Source organism: Paenibacillus agaridevorans, from assembly GCF_003112455.1.
Classification (GTDB): domain Bacteria; phylum Bacillota; class Bacilli; order Paenibacillales; family Paenibacillaceae; genus Pristimantibacillus; species Pristimantibacillus agaridevorans.
Map to the genome: position 1 here is coordinate 43,072 of NZ_BDQX01000281.1, position 16,067 is coordinate 59,138.

13 protein-coding genes are annotated in these 16,067 nt (G+C 53.5%); 8 read left to right on the forward strand and 5 right to left on the reverse strand.

Annotation, left to right across the window (positions count from 1 at the left end):
• Positions 1-55 precede the first annotated feature (55 nt).
• The 3 genes from PAT3040_RS22415 (at position 56) to PAT3040_RS22425 (ending at position 5,001) form a co-directional block, all read left to right on the forward strand.
• Positions 56-2,389, forward strand: coding sequence for a glycoside hydrolase family 95 protein (locus tag PAT3040_RS22415; protein WP_108994455.1), 2,334 nt, complete (start codon positions 56-58; stop codon positions 2,387-2,389).
• 74 nt (positions 2,390-2,463) lie between these two features.
• Positions 2,464-2,832, forward strand: coding sequence for an ArsR/SmtB family transcription factor (locus PAT3040_RS22420; RefSeq protein ID WP_087566044.1), 369 nt, complete (start codon positions 2,464-2,466; stop codon positions 2,830-2,832).
• Between the two features lie 228 nt (positions 2,833-3,060).
• The gene (locus PAT3040_RS22425) at positions 3,061-5,001 is read left to right on the forward strand and encodes a PAS domain S-box protein (protein WP_108994456.1); all 1,941 of its coding nucleotides are present in this window, start codon (positions 3,061-3,063) and stop codon (positions 4,999-5,001) included.
• A gap of 23 nt (positions 5,002-5,024) precedes the next feature.
• On the opposite strand, the gene mraY is transcribed toward PAT3040_RS22425, so the two are convergent.
• The 3 genes from mraY to PAT3040_RS22440 form a co-directional block, all read right to left on the reverse strand.
• Entirely contained in the window at positions 5,025-5,975 is a 951-nt protein-coding gene (mraY, locus tag PAT3040_RS22430) for a phospho-N-acetylmuramoyl-pentapeptide-transferase (protein WP_108994457.1), read from the reverse strand.
• 181 nt (positions 5,976-6,156) lie between these two features.
• Positions 6,157-7,278, reverse strand: a complete 1,122-nt coding sequence (locus PAT3040_RS22435; protein ID WP_246608754.1) for an ABC transporter permease — start codon at positions 7,276-7,278, stop codon at positions 6,157-6,159.
• A gap of 2 nt (positions 7,279-7,280) precedes the next feature.
• Positions 7,281-8,210: an ABC transporter ATP-binding protein gene (locus tag PAT3040_RS22440; protein WP_087566046.1), complete on the reverse strand. Its 930-nt coding sequence runs from the start codon at positions 8,208-8,210 to the stop codon at positions 7,281-7,283.
• Positions 8,211-8,420: 210 nt separating this feature from the next.
• Between PAT3040_RS22440 and PAT3040_RS22445 the strand changes: the two genes are divergently transcribed.
• Positions 8,421-9,401: a Gfo/Idh/MocA family protein gene (locus PAT3040_RS22445; RefSeq protein WP_108994458.1), complete on the forward strand. Its 981-nt coding sequence runs from the start codon at positions 8,421-8,423 to the stop codon at positions 9,399-9,401.
• Here the strand turns inward: PAT3040_RS22445 and PAT3040_RS22450 are convergent.
• On the reverse strand, positions 9,398-9,883 hold the full coding sequence (locus tag PAT3040_RS22450) for a hypothetical protein (protein WP_108994459.1): 486 nt from the start codon (positions 9,881-9,883) through the stop codon (positions 9,398-9,400). The two genes, PAT3040_RS22445 and PAT3040_RS22450, sit on opposite strands and share 4 nt — an antisense overlap.
• Before the next feature lie 193 nt (positions 9,884-10,076).
• On the reverse strand, positions 10,077-12,143 hold the full coding sequence (locus PAT3040_RS22455; protein ID WP_108994460.1) for a beta-galactosidase: 2,067 nt from the start codon (positions 12,141-12,143) through the stop codon (positions 10,077-10,079).
• A 160-nt stretch (positions 12,144-12,303) separates the two neighbouring features.
• On the opposite strand from PAT3040_RS22455, the gene PAT3040_RS22460 reads away from it, so the two are divergent.
• From PAT3040_RS22460 to PAT3040_RS39570, 4 genes are all read left to right on the forward strand, one after another.
• Positions 12,304-13,158 (forward strand): AraC family transcriptional regulator, encoded by an 855-nt coding sequence (locus PAT3040_RS22460; protein WP_108994461.1) that lies wholly within the window; start codon positions 12,304-12,306, stop codon positions 13,156-13,158.
• Between the two features lie 79 nt (positions 13,159-13,237).
• Positions 13,238-14,272 carry an EamA family transporter gene (locus tag PAT3040_RS22465; protein ID WP_108994462.1) on the forward strand — a complete coding sequence of 345 codons (1,035 nt, stop codon included), beginning with the start codon at positions 13,238-13,240 and terminating at the stop codon, positions 14,270-14,272.
• A 136-nt stretch (positions 14,273-14,408) separates the two neighbouring features.
• On the forward strand, positions 14,409-14,984 hold the full coding sequence (locus tag PAT3040_RS22470) for a hypothetical protein (protein ID WP_108994463.1): 576 nt from the start codon (positions 14,409-14,411) through the stop codon (positions 14,982-14,984).
• A partial coding sequence (locus tag PAT3040_RS39570; RefSeq protein WP_108994464.1) for a methyl-accepting chemotaxis protein occupies positions 14,981-16,067 on the forward strand: 1,087 nt, incomplete at its 3' end. The genes PAT3040_RS22470 and PAT3040_RS39570, both read left to right, overlap by 4 nt.

A 16,067-nucleotide genomic window follows, 5' to 3' on the forward strand; every position in this document is an offset into this window, starting at 1 on the left:
CACTCCTTGTCCATTCGCAAAGTTTATATAATGAGAGAAATCACAAAACGAGGAGATGTTGGACTTGTCGACGACACGTAATCGATTATGGTATACAAAGCCTGCCCGCGAATGGATAGAGGCGCTTCCGATCGGATCAGGCAAGCTTGGGGCAATGGTATTCGGCGGCGTTCGCGAGGAGCACATTCAGCTTAACGAGGATTCGTTATGGTACGGCGGCCCTATGGAGCGGGCTAATCCGGAAGCGGGGAAGGCGCTCGCCGAGATTCGGGGGCTGCTGTTCGAAGGAAAGCTGGATGAGGCGGAGCGGAAGGCGAGGCTGTCGCTAACGTCAACGCCGAAGCATATCGCGCCTTATCAGACATTGGGAGATCTTAAGCTCAGCTTCCATTCGCCGATTAGCGAGACAAGCGAGTACGCAAGAGAGCTTGACCTGGATCAAGGAATCGTTACCGTCGGTTACGAGCTTGATGGCCGCGATTACCGAAGGGAAGTGCTGGCCAGTCATGTAGATGGCGTTATTGCCATTCGCCTGACAGCCGGGACGCCGGGCGCATTAACGTTCGACGCCAATCTCATCCGCAGGCCGTTCGAAGGCGAAGCCGGGAGATTGGAGCAGGTGCCAACGGTCTATATGACCGGGCAATGCGGTCCGGACGGCGTCCGGTATTGCATGGCGGCACGAGTCGTTGTCGAAGGAGGAGGGGCTTGCGTCATTGGCGATTTCCTCTCCGTTAACGGCGCGGATGCGGCGACGCTGTATATTGCGGCTGCTACAACGTTTCGCTGCAAGGATCCCGTCGGCACCTGCATCAATGTGCTGGACGCGGCAGCAAGCAAAGGTTATAAGGACATACGCCGCGATCATATCCGGGATTACTGCGAGCTGTTCGGGCGGGTATCGCTGGAGCTGGGCGCAGAAGAGGAAGCGGAGCGGCTGCCGACGAACGAGCGGCTTGCAAGATTCCGGGAAGGAGGCGACGATCCCGGCTTGCTCGCGCTTTTCTTTCAATACGGCCGCTATTTGCTTATCGCCAGCTCAAGACGGGGCTCGCTGCCCGCCAATCTGCAAGGAATCTGGAATGACAGTCATACGCCTCCATGGGAAAGCGACTATCATCTAAACATCAATCTTCAGATGAATTATTGGCCGGCCGAGAGCTGCAATCTGGCGGAATGCCACGAGCCGGTATTCGACTTGCTGGATCGTCTGAGAGAGAGAGGAAGCGTCACGGCCAAGGAGGTCTATGGCGCAAGAGGTTTTACGGCACACCATGCTACCGACTTGTGGGCGGAAACGAATGTCATCGGCCTATACATGCCCGCTGTTATTTGGCCGATGGGCGGGGCTTGGCTCGCGCTGCATCTGTGGGAGCATTACCGCTATAACATGGACGAGACGTTTTTGCGAGAGCGGGCCTATCCGACGCTTAAGGAAGCGGCGCTGTTCCTGCTGGATTTTCTCGTGGAAGACGACAGCGGCAGACTCGTGACGGCCCCATCCTTGTCTCCGGAAAATACGTACCGTCTGCCGAACGGTCAGACGGGAAGATTATGCGTCGGTCCGTCGATGGACTCCCAGATCGCGCACGCGTTGTTTACTGCATGCCTGGAAGCGATCGATGTGCTGAATTTCAGCGGCGACACGCGGGAGTGCGACTTCCGGTCGGAGGTTGCCGACGCGATCGTCAGGCTCCCGAAGCCGGCGATTGGCCGCGCCGGCGGCTTGATGGAATGGTCGGAGGACTATGAGGAAGTGGAGCCGGGCCATCGTCATATCTCGCATCTATTCGCGCTGCACCCGGGCGAACAAATTACGCCGCGCGGCGAACCGGAACTGGCGGCGGCCGCTCGTACAACATTGGAACGCAGACTGGCTAATGGCGGAGGACATACGGGCTGGAGTCGTGCCTGGATCGTCGAATTTTGGGCAAGGCTCGGCGATGGAGAGGCTGCGCTCCAGCATCTGTCCGCCTTGCTCTCGAAGTCGGTGCACCCTAATCTGTTCGGCGATCATCCGCCATTCCAGATCGATGCGAACTTCGGCGGCACGGCCGCCCTGGCAGAGATGCTGCTTCAGTCGCATCGCGGAGAAATCCTGCTGCTCCCGGCGCTGCCGCAGGCTTGGCCGGATGGGAGAATATCGGGACTGCGGGGGAGAGGCGGTTGTGTCGTCGATTTGGAATGGAGCGGCGGGGCGCTTGCAAGAGCGGTGCTGCGTTCGGAGAAAGGCGGCAGCTATGTCATCCGTTATGAAGGTGCGGGACTTGCGGCAAGAACAGAAGATGGATTTGAACCTGAACTTGCAGTCGCGGCAAGGGCATCCCGCGAACTCAGGCTGACGCTAAGCGCAGGCGAGTCGGTGATTCTGTTGCCGGCGTACGGGTAGCCGCGACGTGTGACATTGGCCGCACTCATGGTATAATGGGGCATAATCGAAGAACGATATGGTGGGATGCCCAAATGGACAATGTAACGGCAACGGCTGCATGCGACGATACATGCGCCGGCACGGAAGCGGATATTACCGGAGTTAAGGCGAAGCTGGTCGACGATACGTCGGCGTCGGAACTGGCAGACTTGTTTAAGGCGCTCGGCGATCCGACGCGCGTAAAAATTATTCATGCGCTGCTGCAATCCGAGCTGTGCGTACACGATCTGACGCAAGTGCTGGAGATGGGGCAATCCGCCGTCTCGCACCAGCTGCGGCTGCTGCGCAATATGCGCATCGTCAAGCGACGCAAAGTAGGCAAGACGGTGTTTTATTCGCTCGATGACGATCATGTCGAGCAGTTGTTCGTCTTGACGCTGCAGCATCTGCGGCACGAATAACCAGCGGTTTGCCGGCCTCTTACGGCCCCGGTCCTGGACGCATGAAGACCATTGCTCGAGTAGGGGCGTGGACTTCATGCGTTTTTTCAACTTATATCAATGTTGAAGAATCGAGTGTTTGTGCCAGCTTAATTAAATTGGCAGCTTAAACTATGTTAATATAGGAGTAGCTGCCAAGGTGAAAGCAAGTGGCTGCTAACGCGTTATTTCAAATGGAGGGATGAGTGGATGCAGGATATAAAGTTATTTAATCCCCAGGCTTTATTCGAACATATTTATACAAATGCACCCATTGGGATCGCTTTAATCTCTCTGGATCGAAAATGGATGAATGTTAATCTTGCGGTTTGCAGAATTTTCGGCTACGAAGAAGAAGAATTTAAGTCCTTTACCATAGATGATATCCGACATCCTGATGATAGCGGCAACAGCAGTGATTTATTAATCGAATTATTGGATGGCGTCATTCCGTCGTTTGAATTGGAAAATCGTTACTTTAATAAAAATGGCAACATCGTTTGGACCTCCGTACATGTTTCATTAGTCCGTGATCATGACGGGAAACCTTTGTATTACATTACCCAATTTATCGATGTAACCAAAAACAAGCTGGCGGAACTAAAGCTGCAGGAAAGCATCGAACGATACACGTCGTTAAAAAAATACAATCACGATGCGATTATTTCTTTTGGATTAGACGGCATCATTATGAATGGCAATAATATGGTGCAGCAGATGACCGGATATCTCATTGAAGAGTTGATCGACAAAAAAATGTCCATATTAATTGGCGAAAAAAAATTATCCAGTTTGCTTCTGGCTTTAAACGATCATGAAGAAATCGAAAAAGTTGAAAAAGACATCACTTTCATCGATCACAAGGATGGTCGTTCCGTTGAAGTGTTGGTAACGCTCGCTCCAATCATTATCCAGACTCATACCATGGGCTTTTACCTCATAGCGAAAGACATGACGGAACAAAAGAAGCTGATCATCGAGAAGGAAGCCGCTGAAAAGACGAATAAAGCTAAAAGCGAATTTCTTGCCATGATGAGTCATGAAATCCGTACTCCTATGAACGGAGTAATCGGTATGACAGATGTGCTCTTGGAGACGCAGCTGGATGAAGAGCAGCTTGAATATGTACACATTATTAAAAAAAGCGGCGATACGCTGCTTGCCATTATCAACGATATTTTGGATTTCTCCAAAATTGAATCCGGCAAGACCGAATTAATCGAAGAACCTTTGAATGTGAGAACGATTTTATCGGAAACGCTTTATATCGTCATGTCCAAGGCTCTGGAAAAAAACCTGGAGATTACTACATCCGTCTGCCCTAAGGTTCCTAACCTGGTTTATGGAGATAGTACGAAGTTAAGACAAGTTCTTATTAATTTACTTAGCAATGCCATAAAATTCACGCCTGAAGGATCGATTTCGATCGTCATTGATGCCGTGTCGCAGGAGCGGGGGACGGTACGCCTTCAATTTGCAATCCGGGATACAGGCATTGGCGTTTCGAAGGAACAGGTCGCTCATTTATTTGAACCCTTTTATCAAGCGGATCATTTTATGACCAGGAAAACGGTGGGAACGGGTTTAGGATTAGCGATCTGCAAAAAACTTGTTGAGCTCATGGACGGTCAAATCTGGCATGAAGCTTCCAAAGATCAACCAGGATCAACATTTTTGTTTACAGCCAACTTTCGGGCTCAATTCAATATTTCCGACGCGTCACAAAATGATAGGTGGCTCCAACAAGTTTACGTTGTCGATCATGCAGCCGAACCATCCTTGAAAATTCTAATCGCAGAAGACAATGAAGTGAATCAACTTGTGTTAAAAAAGATGATAGAGAAACTCGGGCACAAAACAACCATCGTACAAAACGGAAAAGAAACGGTGGAAGCTGTTAAACATAATCCTTACGATATCATTTTTATGGATATTCAAATGCCCTCGATGGATGGATTGGCGGCCACTAAGATAATCAATGAAATGACACACGGCAAGAAAAGTCCTTATATTGTGGCGGTTACGGCCCACGCAATCAAAGGTGACAGCGAAAAATATCTTTCCGAAGGTATGGATGCTTATATCAGCAAGCCGGTCAGCATGAGCGCCATATCGGAAATCATAGAAAGAATTAAAAAGATGAAATCGTAGTGATGATTGAATCCAGTCCATTGTCAAAGGGCAAATTTCCAAATCAACCAGCATACAAGGGCTGAGGCCCAGGAAATGAAACCAAATACCATGACGATTTTATTTTCGCTCCAGCCGTACTTTAAACTGAAATGGAAATGAATCGGGGTCATTCTAAATAGTCGTAATTTCGTTCGCTTAAAGTACCAGACTTGCAGGATAACGGATATTTGTTCCGCTAAATAGACGGAAAATAGAATGGGGATTAATAGTTCCACCTTCTCGATTACGGCTAAGATGGAAAGCGAACCCCCGATAGCGAGAGAGCCGGTATCACCCATAAACGCTCTAGCAGGGTATATATTGTAGAAAAACAAGCCGAGCAGACAACCAATCATGATGATTGCAAATAGTTTGACCTCAGGCTTGTCTGAAATTAGGAAAAAGAAAAAATAAGTGGGTATCGCGACATTGATCAATAACCCGTCCAAACCATCTGTAAAATTAATGGCGTTAGCGGACCCAACCACGAAAAGCAGCATGATCAATATGTATATGTAAACGGGCAAATGCAGCTGAAACCCGCCGATTAACGATATATGGCTCTTTAGCGAAAAGGAATGGAACAAAACGATCAGCAGTGTAGCTGTAAATGCGAATTGAAGCACAAGTTTCGTTCGTCCCGAAATGCCGGATGGATCTTGCCAAACGGCCTTTTTTAGATCGTCCATAAAGACTATGGAACTGAATAACAGAAACGTAACGCACAAAAAGATCATTAATGGCTCAGGATAAAATTGAAGAGCTGCTGCGATACCGATAAAAAGAATGAGGCCAGCCATCAATGGCGTTCCTTTTTTGGCATGATGATCAGGGGGTAATTCAGACCGAATGGGTTGCGTTAGATTTAAGACGCGCAGCCCTCTAATAAGTATTGGCGTAATGAGTACCACAAGCAAAAAGGAAAGAGCGGAAATGCCCAGCATCTCGAACATCTAAATAGACCCCCCATGACCCCTATTTGAAACGGCAAAAGTGATTCCTTTTCACCGACTATACATAAGGTTTCGGTCTTAATAAAGCGAAGGTTTGCTTTTGTCTTTTTCCTATATTTCAAGTGCAGCAAAAAAAGGGCAATCCCTAAAGTCATCCAAGACTTGGGACTGCCCTTTTCGTTTACCTGGTTGCCGCGATCGATTGCGATTTGTACAGCCGCGCGGCGATCAGGAAGCAGACAATGCCCCAAGCCGCCATAATCGCCATGCCTATCCAGAAGCTGGACGAGGCGATGCCTTCCGCATAAATCAGGCCGTCCCGCATGCCTTCGACGAAGTAAGACAGCGGCAGCACCTTCGGCACAACCTGCAGCCATTCCGGCAAGTTGGCGACCGGGAAGAAGATGCCGCTCAGGAACATCATCAGCATGCTGGTAATGTTGGCCATGCCCATGTACGCTTCCATCGTTTTGCTGAAGGAGGAGAACAAGTAGCCCATTGCGTTGAAGACGAGAGCGCCGGCGAAAAACGCCACGGACAGGCTCAGCAAGTTAATATGCAGCGTGGCGCCGAAGCCGTAGACGCCGACAAGCGCGAGAATCGTAATTTGTATGATGCCGAGCATAAGACGAACCAGCATGCTGGATAGTCCGAACAACCCCATGCGAGCGGGAGTCATGCGAAGCCGCTTGAGCAGTCCTCGCTTGCGCATATCGACGAGATCGCCCATGCCGAACAAGCCGCCTTGCGCAATGGACAACCCGATCATGCCGGTCAGCAGGAAGTCGGAGTAGCTCGTATCTTCGGATGCGGTCGTGATGGATTCCAGCTCCAGCGTATAAGTCGGAGGGACGCCCGCAATTGCTAAATTAGCTTGCTGGACGAAGTTGCTCATGATGCTCGAGATGGCTTGCGTGGTGGCGCCGCCTTCGTTCTCGCGGTTGACGATGAGTCCAACCTCGGAGGTCCCTTCCACCTCCGGCAAGACGATCAACGCGTCGATTTCCTTCTCCTCGACCAGCGTCTGGCCCGCTTCCAGCGTTACAGGCTCCCCTTCCGTTAGCTCGAAAATCGGAATAGACTTGATCTGCTCCAGAAGCATGCCGGAGGAAACGTTCGGCGACGCGTCGACGACGGCGATCTTCGCCTTGAACTCCGAGCTGCCGCCCCCTCCGCCGAAAATAATCATAAACAACACCATTAAAATAACGGGAAAAAATACGCTCCAGAACCACACCTGCTTCTCGCGGAACATCATCTTGAGATGCGCTCCGAACATTGCACCGAATTGCTTGGCCGCCATGCTTAGTCCCTCCATTCCTTGCCCGTGAAGGCGATGAATACATCTTCGAGGCTCAGCTCTCGGATCGAAATCTGTTCGACGCGATAACCACGGTCCTTCGTATAGCCGAACAGCTCATACAGCGTATCCTCCGGCTGCGTCGTCCATATCTGAAGCGCGGCTCCTTCCCGCACCGTACGAACTACGGCAGGGTGCCGCTGAGCGATCGCTTCCGTCTCGATGGCGGCTTGTTCGCCGTCCAGGAAGGACAGACGCACTTCGCGTTCCTTCGTCAGTCGGTCGATCAGGGCGCTCGGCGTGTCGAGCGTCACCACCTTGCCTTGATCCACGATGCACACCCGGTCGCTGAGCTTCTCCGCTTCCTCCATGTAGTGCGTCGTCAAAATCGTTGTTTTGCCTAATTGCTTCAGTCTCAGAATAATATCCCAAATATTGCGTCTGGCCTGCGGGTCGAGCCCCGTTGTCGGTTCGTCCAGGAAAATAATGTCGGGATCATTGACCATCGCGAGACCGATCGCCAGCCGCTGCTTTTGTCCGCCGGAAAGCTTCTTTACATGTCTGTTTTTATGTTCCGTCAGGTTGATCATCTCCAAAATGTCCGCAACCGGCCGGGATTTGTCGTAAAAGGTGGCGAACAGCTTCAGATTTTCCTCCACGGTGAGCAGATCGAACAGAGCGCTGGACTGCGGCTGCACGCCTATGTCATTTTTGATCGCTTCTTCGTTGCGCGACCACTTCTTCGCGCCGAACGCGATGTCGCCTTCATCCGGAGGGAGTAGACCTTCGATCATCTCCAAAGTTGTCGTTTTTCCGGCGCCGTTAGGGCCGATGATCGTAAATATTTCGCCGGCTTCCACTGTAAAGCTGATGTCTTCGACGGCATGTACGGCGCCGAACGACTTCTTTAAATGCGAAACTTCCAATACGGGCATCGCAATATCACTCCTTCAGGTATTGTGTCAGGCGTCGCCTGAACCCACATCTATTCTGATTGTATAAGGAACGGGGAGGCTGCTAAACCGTCCAAGGAACCTTTTCTCCTCCGTCTGGAGACCGATAAGAAGGGAAAAGGGAAGAGACAGCGAATGAGTATTCTATTAGAAAAATTCTAACGTTGTAATCGAGAGGGGCAGTGTGCGGCAATGCTGGATAAAGTAAGATGGGGGATCATCGGGTGCGGCAATGTGACGGAGGTTAAGAGCGGTCCGGCCTTCCAGAAGACGGAGGGCTCCGAGCTAGTGGCGGTCATGCGGCGCAACGGCGAGCTCGCGGCGGACTATGCGGCAAGGCATGGCGTGCCCAAGTGGTACGACAATGCGGATGATCTGATTCACGATCCCGAGGTGGACGCGGTTTACGTAGCGACGCCTCCTTCTTCTCATATGGAATACGTGCTGCAATGCGCGGCGGCAGGCAAGCCTGTCTATGTAGAAAAGCCGATGGCGCGCAGCTCGGCGGAATGCGAGGCGATGATCGCAGCTTGCCGCGAAGCGGGCGTACCGCTATTTGTGGCTTATTATCGCAGAGGGCTCGATTATTTCCGCAAAATCAAGGAACTGCTGGATGGAGGAGCCATCGGCCGCGTCTGCTTCGTCTCCATGAAGCAATATCAGCCTGCCAGAGTAAATGAGGGAGAGCAGCTGCCTTGGCGGCTTAACCCCGAGGAATCCGGAGGCGGTTTGTTCGTCGATTTGGCCAGCCATACGCTGGATATAATGGATTATTTGCTTGGTCCTATCGCCGAGGCGGCAGGGGGAGCGGGTAATCAAGCGGGGTTGTACGAGGCGGAGGATATCGTGACGGGCAGCTTCGAATTTCAGTCGGGCGTGCGCGGCGTCGGAGTCTGGTGCTTCAGCGCGTACAAACATGTCGACGTAAACGAGATCGTCGGCGAGAAGGGGAGCATTTTGTTCGACACCTTCGGCAACGAGATCATTACGCTGGAGACGGCTGCAGGCACCGAGCAGTTCACCTTCGAGAAACCGCCGCATATACAGCAGGGTCTAATTGGAATGATCGTTGATGAGCTGCGAGGAGGCCCGGCCAGCCCTAGCGACGGGACGAGCGGCATTCGCACGAACGTCGTCATGGACAAGCTGATCGAGAGTTACTACAAATCTTAGGCCGCCGTGTCGGACTCGGTTTTGGACGGCTTGGCGCCCAGCCAGCGGGACTCCGCGATAAGCTGTTCGCAATAGTCGGCGACGGATAAAGTCAGCAGCAAGCCTGCGAGCGCTCCGCACACGGACAAGGGGATGGCCCAAAAGACCGGCGGTTGGGTGAAGTAAGGAATAAGCGCCACGGCAAGAATGGGCGGGGCGTTCCATTTAAAGATGTTGATAAGCGCGATGACGATCAACAGCGTAGCCAGCAGGGAGAGCGCTCCGGCACTCCAATAGGCCAGCAGGGAACCGACGAGCGAAGCGGAGACAGCACCCAAGGCGATTCGTCCAACCTCGGCTTTGCCGAATGGTCGAGAGATGAACAAAAGACTGAACGCGCCCAGCGTCGGGAAGAACAAGGCATGCATATGTGGAATATGGAGTGAAATCCAATAGATCAAGACGAGATATACGCAGATCGCATATGTTTTGAAGCGAAGCATGAATGCGGAACCTTCTTTCGAATGATTGTGGGGCTAAAACTTCTACGCCATGTTACATTTTAAGGGCAGTCGGCTGCCGCGTCAATGTATGTTTGAATATAATCCGATGCATATAGTCGGGAAAGTGGTAGTGGGACCGTCCAGCCAGGACAGTCCCTTGTCTATGTGAAGAAGGCGTGCGGTGTGCCTGCCGCTACTCCAGGATCATGACGCCAAACGGCTCGATCACGGCATCGCCATGCAGTTCGGAGCCGCTAATGAGGTCGCGTTTGAGTCCTTTAACCGCGATGGCGGCAGGCTCTTCGCCGTAGTTGAGCAGGAAGCAAAGAGGGCCTCTCTCGTCCTGCCTAATGGCAAGCTCCACCTGCGGCGGAAGCTCCAGCCAGTCGTTAACGGGCGATGAGATGCCTGCGGCTTCCAGGACGAGAGCTGCCGCGGCTTCATCGAATACGGCGCCGTAATACCAGGCTTCGCCGCTGCCGAACGTATGGCGCGTCACGGCAGGCTTGCCGGCGTAATGCTCGCTCGTGTACGTTGCCATCACCTGCACGTTCTCCGACTCCGGCAGCAAAACGTCGTTGAACGCGTTTGCTGCTGTGATGACCGGTTCTCCGGACTCTCCGGCTTTACTCCAAGCCATAGACATCGGAGCGCGCGATCCCTTTACCATCGTAAATTCCTCGACGGAGATGCCGCACAGATTGGCCGCAGCGCCAGGGAACGGACGCATATAGCAGTGACCGCGCATATCCTTGTAGCCCGTCCGGCAGCCGAAGACGACAATGCCGCCCATGCTAACGTACTGCTCCAGCAGCGCGGCCGTTTCGTCGGTCATGATGGCAGGATGCGCGTAGACGAGCATGCGGTATTGGCGCAGGTCTTCGATTGAAGTCGTCGTCCGCATGAACAGAATATCGCTGGGAATATGGCGGCGCGTCATCGCCTTGAACCATTCCGTGTTGCTCTTCCAGCGGAACGGTCCGTGCCAGACATCGTATTCGCCGTCCCATTCGTTGTCGTAATCGCGCACGATCGCGACTTCTGCCGCATAGGTCGTGCCGGCAACACGATCGCCGATGGTGGTCAGCTCGCCGCCGATCTGCCGCGCTTCGCGAATGCGGCGATTTTCCCGGTTATGGTAATCGTTAAGGCCGTGCCAGTAGATCTCCTGGCCGAACGTTGCGGTCCTCCAGCGGAAATAGACGACCAAGTTCGCTCCGTGTGCGATCGATTGGTACGTCCATAGCCGCATCTGGCCAGGCTTGGGCGACGGCATGTCCATCTTGTTCACCCAGCCTCCCGGACCCGCCTGCTGTTCCATGATGCAGAAGTTTCGCGAGATGGAGCGGACTGCGCCAAGCGATTGGCTCCAGCCCCGGTCGGCAAGCCGGTTCTCCTCCTTTTCGTCGTAATAGATGGTCGAGAACTGCGGATAGGAATCGTAGCTGAAGAAGTCCAGCAGCTCGTCGGTCATGCGATGGTTGTCGAGATGGCCGAAAAGTCCGTTGGTCGTAATCCAGTGATTCGGCGCAACTTCGCGCAGAATATGGCCTTGCACGGCCGCGAAGGAAATCGTGTTATCGGATATAAATCGTTTCTCGTCAAGCGCAAGATGCGGGTTAGGCTGCTTGCCTCCCGTTGTCTGGCGGGGCAGATGGACTTGCTCCCAGTCGGAGTAGGTCTGGCTCCAGAAGACGGTGCCCCAGGCTGCGTTAAGCGCGTCGAGCGTGCCGTATTTCTCTTTTAGCCATTGACGGAATGCGGCATGATCCGCATCGGCATAAAATTCGCTGGTCTCGCAGTTGAACTCGTTGTCGATCTGCCAGCCGATGACCGCGGGATGATCCTTGTAATGTTCCGCCATCGTGCGCGTAATGATTGCGCACAACTCGCGGTATTTCGTGCTGCTATAGTTATAATGGCGGCGCAGCCCGTGCTGGATGGTCACGCCGTCAAAGGTTGCGTTGAGCACCTCCGGATAACGCTGCGTAAGCCAGGCAGGCGGCGTCGCCGTAGGCGTTCCTAGTATAATCTTCAAGCCGTGCTTATGGGCAAGGTCAAGCGTGCGGTCGAACAGATCGAAGGAGAAGATACCTTCCTCCGGCTCGAAGATCGACCAAGCGAATTCGCCTACGCGTACGACGGATATGCCAAGCTCGCGCATCCTGCGGTAATCGTCTTCCCAGAGCTGCTCCGGCCAATGTTCGGGATAGTAGCAGACGCCGAGCTTAAGTTGGTCCAGTGGGGTAAGCTTGCTCATTAATAAGAACCTCCCTGAGAGAAAAATATGAGGATATTGCGGTATTCTACGTCTCATGTTAATTTTAAAGTTATGATCATGAACGGTATATGACAACATATTGCTTTTCATATGAGAAAATTGCGCATTTTTCTAGTAACACGGAGAGGGAGGGCAGAAGGTGAGGCAGCATTATATTGTGCCGAAACCATCATACCTGCATTATGCCTGTTATCCGGATATGTTCGGCAGATATGCCGGCATACCGGAACACGCCGAGCACAGAGAGCGCGGGGCGCTCAAGGAGTACAATTTGCATCTTGTGCTGGGCGGGCGCGGCTCCATTGTGCTGGAGACGGGAGAACAGATCGAGCTGGCGGCGGGGGATGGCTTCCTGTACGGCAAGGAGGCGTATCAACGATATGCCGCTCATCCTTCGGAGCCCTGGGATATCCGGTGGATCCACTTCGCGGCCGGGTTGCCGCTGCCGTTGCTCAGGGAAGCGGATGAATACGGTATGTGGCTGTTCTCCTTCTCGGCGCGGGAACGGTTTGTCGAGTTGTCGGAGCGCATGTACGAGCTGGGCCGCAAAATAACGCTCGCAGACGAGCCGGCGTTGTCCGCGCTGCTCTACGAGACGCTGTCGCTGCTTGCGGTTCAGACGGAGCGGCCGGAGGCTACGTCCCAGCTTCGAAAGCGCGACGTTATCCGAATGGCCGCCGACGGGATTCGCGACCGCTGCGAGGAGAGCTGGAGCCTTGGCGAGATGGCGGCTCTGGCAGGCTATAGCCGCTATCATTTCCTGAGACTGTTTCGACTCGCGACGGGAAGGACGCCGAATGAGTTCCTGGCGGAAAGCCGTATAGTCCGCGCAAAGCTGCTTCTCGCGACGACCGAGCTGCCGGTCGGACAAGTGGGAGAGCGCTGCGGTTACGGCCAAGCCAGTTATTTCATTAAACAGTTCCGGAGGGCAGAAGGGTTGACTCCCCAAGCGTATCGGCAACTGCATGCCAGCGTTTCTCAGGACGAGGGTTGAAGTCTCGTCTCATACCGCTGCTGCTGAAATCCCGGCAGCGAAAATTATAGCGAAATCAAGGAAGGAGCTTTATTACATCATGTTGTGGCTTACATTATCTCTGCTTGCCGCCATTGCATTCGGATTGCGAGGCATGCTCTATCATTGGACCAGCCAAAAGCCGGTTAATCGGAATTTGATGCTCTGCGGCGTATTCGCCATCGGGGCCGTCATCAATCTTGTAGGCGCTTTGGCGACGTCCGCGGACTGGACGGTCAGCACGCTGGTCGGCATTCAGATGGGATTGTTCTCCTTCGGGGCGAACGCCAGCATGTTCAAGGGTTTTGCCGTCGGCAAGGCATCGCTCGTCGCGATTTTGACCGCTCTGCCGTCGGTCGTCGTCGTCCTTGCCGCCTACTTGCTATGGGATGAACGGATTAACGGAGCCCAGCTTGCGGCCTTTGCCGTTATCGTGGGAGGCGTGTTGCTTGTCCGATACTCCAATGAGCTGTCGCTTCGCAATCTGCAGGGGGCCCAGTGGGGACTGTTGGCTATGCTGCTGTTCGCGTGCAACGATCTCTCGGGCAAATGGTCGACGCTGCTGGGAGCCGATCTCATGCCGACGTTGTTCTTTATGTTCGCGACGGGGATGCTCTGCTTCGGTCTGTGGTGGCTGGCGGATCTCCGCCGGGAAACGGCCATGATGCACGCTCGTGCTCAGGCTGCAGCCTCCGAGACTGCCGGCGGGGCGCTGTCCTCCAACGGAGCTTCCGATTCTGTGGCGATGGTGTCTTCGTCGATGACAACGCCGGCGGCGGTTGCCTCCGTCGAGGCAGCGGATGGGCAGCAAGCAGCGGCGTCTACCGCTAACCGGGCTGTTTCGGGATGGAGCATCCGACGCACTTTCGTGACCGGACTTGCGGTCGGTCTGACGAATACGGCCGGCATGCTGCTGATCGTGCCCGCGTTCGACCTTGGCAAAGCGGGTCTCGTTTCGGCGGTCGTCGCTCTAAACGTGCCGCTTGTGCTGCTCTATACTAGATTCGTCGTAAAGGAGAGGTTCAGCAGAACGGAGCTCGCAGGCATTTTTATGTCGCTTGCAGGCATTTTGCTCATGCGGCTTTTCGGGGGATAACGACGATGGCGGATATTTTGAAATTTTTGTAAACCATGCTTTGGAACTAATGATTTTTGTTAAGTAATCCGATACGATATACATATCATTCCAAATAGAGATCAATATAATTGGATAAGGAGAACATATCGTATCGATGATTAAACGTGTGGAGAATGAGCTGGAATTGGCCATGTTTAACGGCATTTGGACGACGGTTTGGCGGGAGAAGGGATATGAGCTTGAATTCGCGGAGCATGTTCTGGATCGGTTCGTTGTGATGAATGAAGAAGGCTACTGCGTTGGCACCTCGGAGATTAAGCCCTACGACAGGGATAGCAGTCCCCTTAACGAAATTGCCCCTTTCCGGGATCATCCCAAAGTGATCGCTTCGGAGGGACGTGTCGCGGAGATCGACAAGATTGCCATATTAGGCTCTTACCGCGGCAAAGGCAATATGCTGCCCTGGATATTGTCCTCCGCCGTGTACAGCGCCGAACAGCATGACATGGACTACTTTGTTTCCCTGCTGGAGCCTGTATTTCTTCGCGCGCTCAAGATCTCGTTCAAAGTACCGGTCGAGCGTCTTGGCGAAAGACTGTTCTACAAAGGGGATTATGTCGTGCCCGTCTTGTTTGACATGTCGGCCATGTATCTAAACAAACAACGCTACGAGTGGCTGTCTAATCCCGAAGCTATAAATACAACAATAGAGGTGAAAGCAGGCTCATGAAGCAGCTATCGGAACTGGACAAGCGCAATAGGCTTTTGGTCAAAATATACTGGGGCATGCTTCTGCTAGGCATTTTGACGGATATCATGATTGGTCTTGGCGCCAACATGATCCTGCTTCTGGCGGGCGTTGGCGCCGCGCTTGGCGCTGTCGTAACGTTCATGACGTACCGGGAAGTCGGCAGCGGCCTCGTTAAGTACATCATGCCATGCAATTTGACGATTATCGTAGCGATGCTGATTCTGATGGATCCTAACCCCATTGTCAGCACCTACTTTCTCGTCTACGTGAATATGGCGATCATCGCTCTTTATTCGGATTATCGCCCTATCATCGTAACCGGGGTATTGGGCGCGGCGCTTTCGTCTTATCTGTTCGCGGATCCATTTTTCCAGGAGCGCTTATTCCCTTCGGATTCGCTTGTGCTGTTGTTCCTGTACCTGGCGTTTGCCACGGCCGGCTTATCCGTAGCCGCGCAGTACAGCCAGAAGCTGCAGCGCGAAGTCGGCGCCCGCCAAAGCGAAGCCTTGGCGTCGAAGGAGCTGGCGGAAGGCGTATTGTCGCAGCTGCGCGGCTCCATTGAGATGCTGACATCGTTCAGCGCCGGCCAGCAAGGGCATGTGATCTCCACAGGCGTTATCTCCCGCGAAGTAACAGGCACCTTCGTCGAGATGGCGGCAGCGATCGAAAAGCAGACGGGCAGCGTTTTGTCCATTAACGAATCCGCTCAAGAAATCGAGCAGGCCATCCAACGATTGCTGGACGGCGCGAATCTGCTTCGCGGTTACTCGGATTCCAATGCGGAGCTGGCGGAGCGCAACAAGGCGCAGCTGGAAGCTCTGTCCGCCGAGATGGAAGGGCTTCGCGTCATGATTATGAGCACGGTCGACAAGATGGGCACGCTGCAGGAGCAGAACGATCGAGTGACCGATATCGTCGATACGATCAGGGACATATCGGAGCAGACGAACCTGCTGGCGTTAAACGCCGCGATCGAAGCGGCGCGCGCCGGCGAGCATGGCCGGGGCTTCGCGGTCGTATCCGGCGAGGTGCGGAAGCTGGCGGATCATTCCCGCCGCTCCG